At 72.6% G+C, this 9,123-nt stretch carries 6 protein-coding genes and 1 pseudogene; all 7 read left to right on the forward strand.

The features are described 5' to 3' along the window. Positions 1-638: pseudogene (locus C1A33_RS34895) on the forward strand (DUF2662 domain-containing protein); the annotation flags it as partial. Positions 639-644: 6 nt separating this feature from the next. Next, a complete protein-coding gene (locus C1A33_RS14225; RefSeq protein WP_101831995.1) occupies positions 645-1,142 on the forward strand; it encodes an FHA domain-containing protein FhaB/FipA in 498 nt (165 codons plus the stop codon). Beyond that, positions 1,139-2,575 carry a PP2C family protein-serine/threonine phosphatase gene (locus C1A33_RS14230; RefSeq protein WP_101831996.1) on the forward strand — a complete coding sequence of 479 codons (1,437 nt, stop codon included), beginning with the start codon at positions 1,139-1,141 and terminating at the stop codon, positions 2,573-2,575. The genes C1A33_RS14225 and C1A33_RS14230 overlap by 4 nt, the downstream gene beginning before the upstream one ends. 13 nt (positions 2,576-2,588) lie before the next feature. Next, positions 2,589-4,085 carry an FtsW/RodA/SpoVE family cell cycle protein gene (locus C1A33_RS14235; protein ID WP_101831997.1) on the forward strand — a complete coding sequence of 499 codons (1,497 nt, stop codon included), beginning with the start codon at positions 2,589-2,591 and terminating at the stop codon, positions 4,083-4,085. After that, positions 4,082-5,527, forward strand: coding sequence for a peptidoglycan D,D-transpeptidase FtsI family protein (locus C1A33_RS14240; protein ID WP_101831998.1), 1,446 nt, complete (start codon positions 4,082-4,084; stop codon positions 5,525-5,527). The genes C1A33_RS14235 and C1A33_RS14240 overlap by 4 nt, the downstream gene beginning before the upstream one ends. Continuing rightward, positions 5,524-7,236, forward strand: coding sequence for a serine/threonine-protein kinase (locus tag C1A33_RS14245; RefSeq protein ID WP_101831999.1), 1,713 nt, complete (start codon positions 5,524-5,526; stop codon positions 7,234-7,236). Before C1A33_RS14240 ends, C1A33_RS14245 begins: the two co-directional genes overlap by 4 nt. Further along, a partial coding sequence (gene pknB / locus C1A33_RS14250) for a Stk1 family PASTA domain-containing Ser/Thr kinase (protein ID WP_101832000.1) occupies positions 7,233-9,123 on the forward strand: 1,891 nt, incomplete at its 3' end. The genes C1A33_RS14245 and pknB, both read left to right, overlap by 4 nt.

The following is a 9,123-nucleotide window of genomic DNA, read 5'->3' on the forward strand; positions in this document are numbered from 1 at the left end:
GGGCGGGGCGGGGCGCCGCCCGGTCGACTCCCATCCCCGAGCGGGTGGCGCAGCGCCCGACGGCGCCGCCGGACCGGCGCCCGACGCCACCGCCGGACGATCCGTATCGCCGCGGGTCGACGCCGCGCGGCGGGTCGACGCCGCGCGGCGGCCGCGCCGAGCCGTACGCGCCGCGTGACGCGCGCCCGGGGCAGTCGTATCCGCCGGATCCGTATCGGGATGGGCCGGCGCGCTCGGTGAGCGATCCGGGCCCGCGGGACCGCGGGCGGGGCCCGTCGGCCGGGGCCGACGGCTACGCGGGCCAGGACCGGTACGCCGCGCGGGACCGCTACGCGGATCGGGAGCGGACCTCCGATCGGGACCGGACCTCCGATCGGGACCGCGTGGGCCGCCCGGCGCGCGGCGGGCACGACCCGTACCGGCGCGACCCACGCGATTCCCCTGGCGAGCGCGGCGACGACGTCTGGGGCGATGATCCTCGCCGCGAGCCCCAGCGGGCCCGGCCCGCGATGGACGACGGCCTGGAGCCGCTGGAGGACGTGTACGACGCGCAGACGCAGCTGCCGGGCCAGATGGACGTCCCGCGGCCGGGCGGCGGCGGGGGGCGTGGCCGGTCACGCCCTGATCGGGGCTGGTAGTCGTCGATGGACCCGACCGAGCCCAGCGAACTCGTCCTGCTGATCGTCAAGATCGGCTTTCTCGCGCTGCTCTGGGGCTTCGTCCTGGTCGCGGTGCGGGCCGTGCGGCTGGACATGTTCGGCCCCACGAAGCGTCAGCAGCGGCGCGGACCACCGCCCATGGCACGCCCGACACCCCCGTCGCCGCCTCCGCAACCAGTGCACAAGCCGCGGTCTCCGAGCAAACTCGTGGTAACCAAGGGGCACTTGGCAGGCACAACGATTCCGCTAGGATCGTCCCCTGTCACCATCGGACGGGCACAGGACTCGACTCTGGTCCTCGAGGATGACTTCGCATCAGGACGGCATGCGAGACTCGTGCCCCACGACGGGCAGTGGTTCGTCGAGGACCTGGGCTCGACCAATGGCACATACCTCAACCGTACGAAGGTGACCAGTCCCATGCCGGTACCTCTCGGCGCGCCGGTCAGGATCGGGAAGACGGTCCTGGAGCTCCACCGGTGAGCCTCAGGCTTCACTTCGCCGTCCGCTCGGATGTCGGGCACGTACGGGAAGGAAACGAAGACTCCGCGTATGCCGGCCAGCGTCTGCTGGCGGTGGCCGACGGCATGGGCGGTCATGCCGCGGGCGAGGTCGCGAGCTCCACCGTGATCTCCCGCCTGGCCGATCTCGACGACGAGGTCGACAGCGACGACCTCGTCGTCGAGCTGAACGAGGCCGTCCGCGACGCCAACCGCCAGCTGCGCGAGATGTCGCTGGAGAACAGCGCCCTCGACGGGATGGGCACGACGGTGACGGCGGTGCTCTCGTCGGGCGACATGCTCGGCGTGCTGCACGTCGGGGACTCCCGCGCCTACCTGTTGCGCGACGGCGTCCTCAGCCAGGTCACCCACGACCACACGCTGGTGCAGGACCTGGTCGACCAGGGGCGGATCACCCCGGAGCAGGCCAACACGCATCCCCAGCGCTCGCTGTTGATGCGTGCCCTCGACGGCCGGGAGGTCGAGCCCGACCTGTCGGTGCGCCAGGCGGTCCCCGGCGACCGGTACCTGCTGTGCACCGACGGTCTGTCCGGCGTGGTCAGCGAGGACACGATCCTCGAGACGCTGCTCCTGCCCACCCCGCAGGAGGCGGTCGACCAGCTCGTCGACCTCGCGCTCAAGGGCGGCGGACCGGACAACATCACGGTCGTCATCGCCGACATCGAGGAGGATCACGGCGAGGCACTGCCGTACCCGCTGGTCGCGGGCGCGGCGGCGGAGAAGCGCGTGGTGCCGGGGGCGGCCTCGGCGCGCAGTGGTCCCGACCCCCGCCATCCCGACACGGAGTCGGCGGCGGCGAAGGCCGCGCGCATCGGCCGGTCGGGGTTCCACCGCCGGGACCGTCAGCAGCAGGCCAGTGACCGCGGCGACGACGAGGGCGACGACGCGGACGGGGAGGGGGCAGGGGCCGGCAGGCGCCGCAACGGGCGGCGGGTCCTGTTCGTCTCCACCATCGTGCTCGTTCTTGTCGTCGCCGGTGCCGCGGGCAGCTGGGCCTGGGTCCGCGGCCAGTACTACGTCGGCGTCGACGACGAGGACCGCGTGACGCTGTTCCAGGGGGTGAAGGGCAGCCTCCTCGGCGTCTCGTTCTCGTCGGCGCTGTCGCACCACCAGCCGCTGTCCGACGTCGCCGAGCTCGACCGGGACGACCTGCGCAGCGGCATCCCGGCCGACAGCCGGGCGGACGGCGAGCAGATCATCGACTCGCTGGACAAGCCCACCCCCACCAGACCGGCGGCACTCCCCTCGCCCAGTCCGACCCCGACCGAACGGCCGAAATCGCCCTCGCTGCCCGCCGGTGGCGGCCTGCTGACGGCGGCCTGCGCGCAGGCGACCCAGGCCCCCGGTGTCACCGCCGTGCCAGGATGTCCGCCCTCGCCCACTTCGTCCCCGTGACCTCAGGCCAGCGATGACCCGCCCGCCGATTCCCCTCCCCCCGCTGCGCAGGCCGAGGTCGGCGGATCTCACCGCCACCTTCGCCGGGCTGCCGCTGCCGCGGGGCAACGACCTCCCGCCGTACCGCCGGCGCGAGCTGGCCCTGCTCGTCTACGCCGGTGTGGTGGCGACGAGCGCGCTGGCCGCGCTGACCCTCGCCGACGTCGGACAGCTGTCGCTGGAGGTCCTGACGATCGGCATGGGGTTCTTCTGCCTGTGGGCGCTGGCGCACCTCGCGGTGCGGCGCTTCGCCCCGGCGGCGGATCCGGTGCTGCTGCCGCTGGTGGTGACCCTCAACGGGCTCGGGCTGGTGATGATCTATCGGCTCGACCTGGCCAAGAGCGAGGCGGCCAAACGGGCCGGCACCCACATCCCACCGAGCGCGGCCCAGGTCCAGCTGGTCTGGACGCTGCTGGCGGTCATCGTCTTCGTGCTGGTCCTGGCGGTGGTGCGGGATCTGCGAAGCCTCGCCCGGTACGCCTACACGGCGGGGCTCGTCGGCATCGTGGGACTGTTGCTGCCGATCGTCCCGGGCATCGGCACGAGCATCAACGGCGCCCGCCTGTGGCTGCGGATCGGGCCGTTCTCGTTCCAGCCCAGCGAGGTCTCGAAGATCATCATTCTGGTGTTCTTCGCCGGTTACCTGGTGAACAAGCGGGACGTGCTCTCGCTCGCCTCGCGCTCCGTGCTCGGCATGAAGCTGCCGCGTGCCCGCGACCTCGGCCCGCTGCTGGTCGCGTGGCTGGCGAGCCTCGGCATCCTGGTGGTGCAGAACGACCTCGGCTCGTCCCTGCTGTTCTTCGGGATGTTCATGGTCGTGCTCTACGTGGCCACCGAGCGGGCCTCGTGGATCATCTTCGGCCTGCTGCTCTTCATGATCGGCGCGGTGATCGGCTACCACCTGTTCGGCCACGTGCAGGTCCGCGTCAACGGCTGGCTGCACGCCTTCGACGGCGACAACCCGTCCAACCAGTCCTACCAGCTCGTGCAGGGCCTCTACGGGTTCGCCGCCGGGGGTATCACCGGCACCGGGCTCGGCCAGGGCCACCCGCAGAAGGTGCCGTTCGCGAACACCGACTTCATCATGGCGAGCCTCGGCGAGGAGCTGGGGCTGACCGGGGTGATGGCGATCCTGACCATGTACGCGCTGATCGTGCTGCGCGGCATGCGGGCCGCCCTCGGGGCCAAGGACGCCTTCGGCAAACTGATCGCGACGGGCCTGTCGTTCACCCTGGCGCTTCAGGTGTTCGTGCAGGTCGGCGGGGTGATGCGGCTCATCCCACTCACCGGGCTCACCCTGCCGTTCGTCTCCTATGGTGGATCGTCCATCGTGGCCAATGCCGCGATCATCGCCCTGCTGCTGCGGGTGAGTGACAGCGCGCGGCGCGCCCCCGAACCCGTCCTGGATGCCCCGCTGTTCGATCCGGGCGCGGTCTCCGAGAGCCCCACACAGGTGGTGAAGACGACATGAACCGCCCGGCGCGGAAGGTCGCCGTCGCCTGCGTCGTGCTGTTCGCCGCGCTGCTGGTGAACGCGAACTGGTTGCAGGTGGGCCAGGCGAGCAGCCTCAAGACCCAGCCGACCAACGGCCGCCAGGTCACCGAGCGGCTCGAGCGGCAGCGCGGCGCGATCGTCGCCGGCGACACCGAGATCGCCCGCTCGCTCCCGTCCAACGACCAGTACAAGTACCAGCGGCAGTACCCGACGGGCAGCCTCTACGCGAACGTCACCGGCTACTACACCCTGTTCACCGCCGCCGGGATGGAGCGCTCCGAGGACGAGTTCCTCTCCGGCGACGACGACCGGCTGCTGGCCAGCCGGGTCACCGGGCTGTTCACGAACAAGCAGCCCCGCGGCGGCTCGGTGATCACCACGGTGCTGCCGGCCGTCCAGCAGGCGGCCGCGCAGGCACTGGGCAACCGCAAGGGGGCCGTCGTCGCGCTGGACCCGAAGACGGGCGCCGTGCTGGCCATGGTCACCAGCCCCTCGTACGACCCGAACGCGCTGGCCAGCCACACCGAGAAGACCGCGACGGCCGCCTACGGCGTGCTGTCGAGCGACAAGGCCCAGCCGCTGCTGAACCGCGCCACCCAGCAGACCTATCCGCCGGGCTCGACGTTCAAGCTCATCACCGCCGCCGCCGCGCTCGCGCAGGGCCGCACGCCCGACACCCGGATCGCCGCGCCCAACGAGCTGCGGCTGCCGCAGAGCACGGCGACGCTGCCGAACTTCGACGGCGAGACGTGCGGCGACGGCCGGACCGACACCCTCATCCACGCCCTGACGATCTCCTGCAACACCGCGTTCGGGCAGCTCGGCATCGACCTGGGCGCGGACGTGCTGCGCCAGCAGGCACAGGCGTTCGGCTTCGGCGAGACCTTCCCCGACTTCCCCCTGCCACAGGCCCGCAGCGTCTTCCCGTCGACGCTCGACGGCGCGCAGACGGCGCAGTCGGCGATCGGCCAGTACAACGTGCGGGTCACGCCCCTACAGATGGCGGAGGTGGTGGCGGCGATCGCCAACGGCGGCAAGGAGATGAAGCCCTATCTCGTGTCCGAACTGCGTGGGCCGGACAAACGGACCATCAGCCGCACCAGCCCCAAGGAGCTGGGCCAGCCGATCAGCGGCGACGTCGCCGGCCAGCTCACGACCATGATGGAGAGCGTGGTGACGTCGGGAACCGGCCGCAAGGCACAGCTCGACGGCGTCTCCGTCGCCGGTAAGACGGGTACCGCGGAGCACGGCACGGGCGAGCCGCCGCACGCCTGGTTCGTCGGCTTCGCGCCGTCGGACGCGCCGAGGGTCGCGGTCGCCGTCATCGTCGAGGACGGCGGGGGCGAGGTGGGCACCGGCGGTGCCATCGCTGCCCCCGTCGCGAAACAGGTCATGCAGGCCGCATTGGACACGCCATGAACAACTCCCCCGGCAACCCGACGTCGCCCTCGCAGCCGTTCGCGGGTGCCGCGTCCCCGAACACCGTGCTGGACAACCGGTACCGGCTCGACGGCCGGATCGCCGCGGGCGGCATGGGCGAGGTGTGGCGCGGTCACGACCAGACCCTCGGCCGCCCGGTGGCCGTCAAGCTGCTGCGCCCGGAGTACGCCAGCGACGAGTCGTTCCTCGTCCGATTCCGCGGTGAGGCGCGGCACGCGGCGCGGCTGTCGCACCCGGGCGTCGCGTCCGTCTACGACTACGGCGAGGTCGCGACCGCCGACGACTACCCCACCGCCTATCTGGTGATGGAGCTGGTCGAGGGCGAGCCGCTGTCGGCCGCGCTGCACCGGGAGAAGCGGCTGGCCCCCGAGCGGATGCTCGACATCCTCGGCCAGGCCGCCGACGCCCTGCAGGCCGCGCACGCCCTCGGCGTCGTGCACCGCGACGTCAAGCCCGGCAACCTGCTGCTGCGCCCGGACGGCGCGGTCAAGGTGACCGACTTCGGCATCGCCCGCGCGGTCGACGCCGCCCCGCTGACCGCGACCGGCATCATGATGGGCACCGCCTACTACGTGTCGCCCGAGCAGGCGTCCGGGCGGCCGGTGACGCCGGCGTCCGACGTCTACTCGCTCGGCGTGGTCGCCTACGAGTGTCTGGCCGGGCGCCGGCCGTTCGACGACCGCAACCCGATCGTCGTGGTGATGGCCCACCAGCAGGACACCCCGCCGCCGCTGCCCTCGGACGTCCCGTACCAGGTGCGGGCACTGGTCGAGTCGGCGATGGCCAAGGACCCGAGCCGCCGGCCGAGCTCGGCGGGCGCGTTCGCCCGCTCGGCGGCGGGCATCCGGCGCAACCTGTGGCCGCCCGACTCCCCCGGCCGCTGGCCGGGCCAGGCATCCAGCCCGCCCGACGCGACCGCACGCCATCCCGGCCCGGGTGCCGGCATCCCGCCGACCGGCGGGCAGACAGGCCGCCCGCTGCGCGCCACCGCCCGCAACCGGCCGCCGTCCTGGCTGCCGCCGGCGCAGAACCCGCCGTCCGGGCGGACGAGCGGGCCCGGCCGCGCCGGCTCCGGCCCGGACCGCACCCAGGCGGCGCCCGGTGCCGCCCCCGGCGGACCGAACCTGCCCGCCACCGCCATGCACAGCCCGCCGTTCGCCGACACCGACTACCACGACGCCGGCTACGGCGAGACCGCCTACCGCGGGCCGGCCGAGCCGACCGGGTACGGGCAGCAGGGTGGCTACGGCCCCGAGACCGGGTACGGCGACGAGCCCGGATACGGTGGGGACGGTGGCTACCGGGGGGGCGCCGAGCGCGGTGGCGGCCGCGATCCGGGCACGCTCTACCAGCCCGGCCCGCCCGCCTGGTCACGCCCGCCCGGCGGGGGCGGCGACGCGGACGAGGCCTGGCAGGGACGCGCCGCCCGCCGCCGCACGGACGCCGGGCGCGGCTCCGGCCGCCTGGCGCTGCCCCTGCCGGTCCTGATCATTCTGTTGGTCCTCACGATCGCCATTACCGCCTTCGTGACCAACAAGTTGTTCTCCAGCAATGGTTCCGAATCGAACTCGGCCGCCACACCACCAGGGGTGGTGTACCCGACCTCATTCGGTGATGAAATCGTCAACGGCAGTGCCGGGTCGGCGGTCTCCGGCGCGGGAGGGGCGACGGCGGGGGAGTATTCGTGACCGACGCGACGGAGATGTACACGCCCGACGCGGCTCCGCAGCTCGTCGGCGGCCGCTACGAGCTGGGCGCCGGCATCGGCTATGGCGGCATGGCCGAGGTCTACCGCGGCCGGGACATCCGCCTGGGCCGTGAGGTCGCGATCAAGACGCTGCGCTCGGACCTCGCCCGCGACCCGACGTTCCTCGCCCGTTTCCGGCGCGAGGCGCAGTCGTCCGCGGCGCTGAACCACCCGGCGATCGTCTCGGTGTACGACACCGGCGAGGACGAGATCAACGGGACGCACATCCCGTACATCGTCATGGAGTTCATCGAGGGCCGGACGCTGCGCGACGCGCTGCAGGCCGAGGGCCGGTTCACCGAGCGTCGCGCGATGGAGATCACCGCCGACGTCTGCGCCGCGCTGGACTACAGCCACCGGATGGGCATCATCCACCGGGACATCAAGCCGGCGAACGTGATGCTCAGCCCGGACGGCTCGGTCAAGGTGATGGACTTCGGCATCGCCCGGGCCACCACCGCCACGTCATCGACGATGACGGCCACCGCCGCCGTGATCGGCACCGCCCAGTACCTGTCGCCCGAGCAGGCCCGCGGCGCCCGCGTGGACGCCCGCAGCGACGTCTACACCACCGGGGTGCTGCTCTACGAGCTGCTCACCGGCTCCCCGCCGTTCCGCGGCGACAACCCGGTCGCCGTCGCCTACCAGCATGTCCGGGAGGACCCGGACCCGCCGTCCGCGCACGACCGGGACATCTCCCTCGAGGCCGACGCGATCGTCCTCAAGGCGATGGAGAAGGACGCGGACGACCGGTATCTGACCGCGGGTGAGATGCGCGACGATCTGGAACGCGCCCTGGCCGGGCGCCGCGTACACGCCATGATGGATGGTGGTGGCGCCAACGGTGCCGCCACCACCCTCGGCCCCGCCACGGCCGCCAGCACCGCGCTGATGGGCCGCGGCGACCGCGCCGGCTACCCCACCCGGGACCGTTACGGCAGCGACGACCGGTTCGAGGCGGACGCGACGTCCTACCGGGACGACGGCTACGACGACGGCCGGTTCGGCACCGGCCCGTTCGACCGCTACGACGTCACCGGCGCCATCGACCGCCGGGCACTGCCCGACCCGCAGCGGTCCCAGACGTGGAAGTACATCCTCGCCGGCCTCGGGATCGTCGTGGTGTTCGTCGCGGTCGTGCTGCTCGCGACCTCGTTCCTCGGCGGTGGCGGCGGCGGCTCGGCGGAGCAGATCACCATCCCCTCCGGCCTCGTCGGCCAGAGCGAGACGCAGGCCCGGGCCCGGCTGCAGAGCACCGGGTATCGCGGCACGCCACGCATCGTCACGGTCGACGCTCCGGACAAGGCCGGGCAGGTCATCAAGGTCGATCCCGCGCAGGGCAGCAAGGTCGCCATCGACGGGGTCATCACCCTGACCGTGGGCAAGGCTGCCGGGGACGTGACGATCCCGGATGATCTCATCGGCAAACCTCAGGCCGCCGCCGAGGCCGAGCTGCGCAGCCTCGGTCTGACGCCGAACTCTCAGGTCTACGCCAACCCGTCGTCGCACAAGGTCGGCACGGTGGACAGCACCGACCCTGCGGCCGGATCGCCGGTCAAGCCGGGCGCGATGGTGACCCTGAACATCGTCAGCGCCAACGTCAACGTGCCCGACGTGACCAACCGGTCGGTCTCGAGCGCGATCCAGCTGCTCAGCCAGTCGGGTCTGCAGGCGACCCAGCAGTCGGTCGTCAACAGCAACGTGGCGCCCGGCACGGTCATCGACCAGTCGCCTGCCAGCGGCAACGTGCCGCGCGGGTCGACCATCACCCTGTCGGTGGCCACCGCGGCGCCGACGACCGCCCCGCCGAGCCCCACCGAGACCGCCC

The sequence above is a fragment of the Frankia canadensis genome (assembly GCF_900197875.1).
GTDB lineage: Bacteria > Actinomycetota > Actinomycetes > Frankiales > Frankiaceae > Frankia > Frankia canadensis.

Bases quoted from the DNA above. Each gene is read 5' to 3' on its own strand.
- C1A33_RS14225 (WP_101831995.1), top strand. From the start codon at position 645: ATGGACCCGACCGAGCCCAGCGAACTCGTCCTGCTGATCGTCAAGATC.
- C1A33_RS14245 (WP_101831999.1), top strand. From the start codon at position 5,524: ATGAACAACTCCCCCGGCAACCCGACGTCGCCCTCGCAGCCGTTCGCG.
- C1A33_RS14240 (WP_101831998.1), top strand. From the start codon at position 4,082: ATGAACCGCCCGGCGCGGAAGGTCGCCGTCGCCTGCGTCGTGCTGTTC.
- C1A33_RS14235 (WP_101831997.1), top strand. From the start codon at position 2,589: ATGACCCGCCCGCCGATTCCCCTCCCCCCGCTGCGCAGGCCGAGGTCG.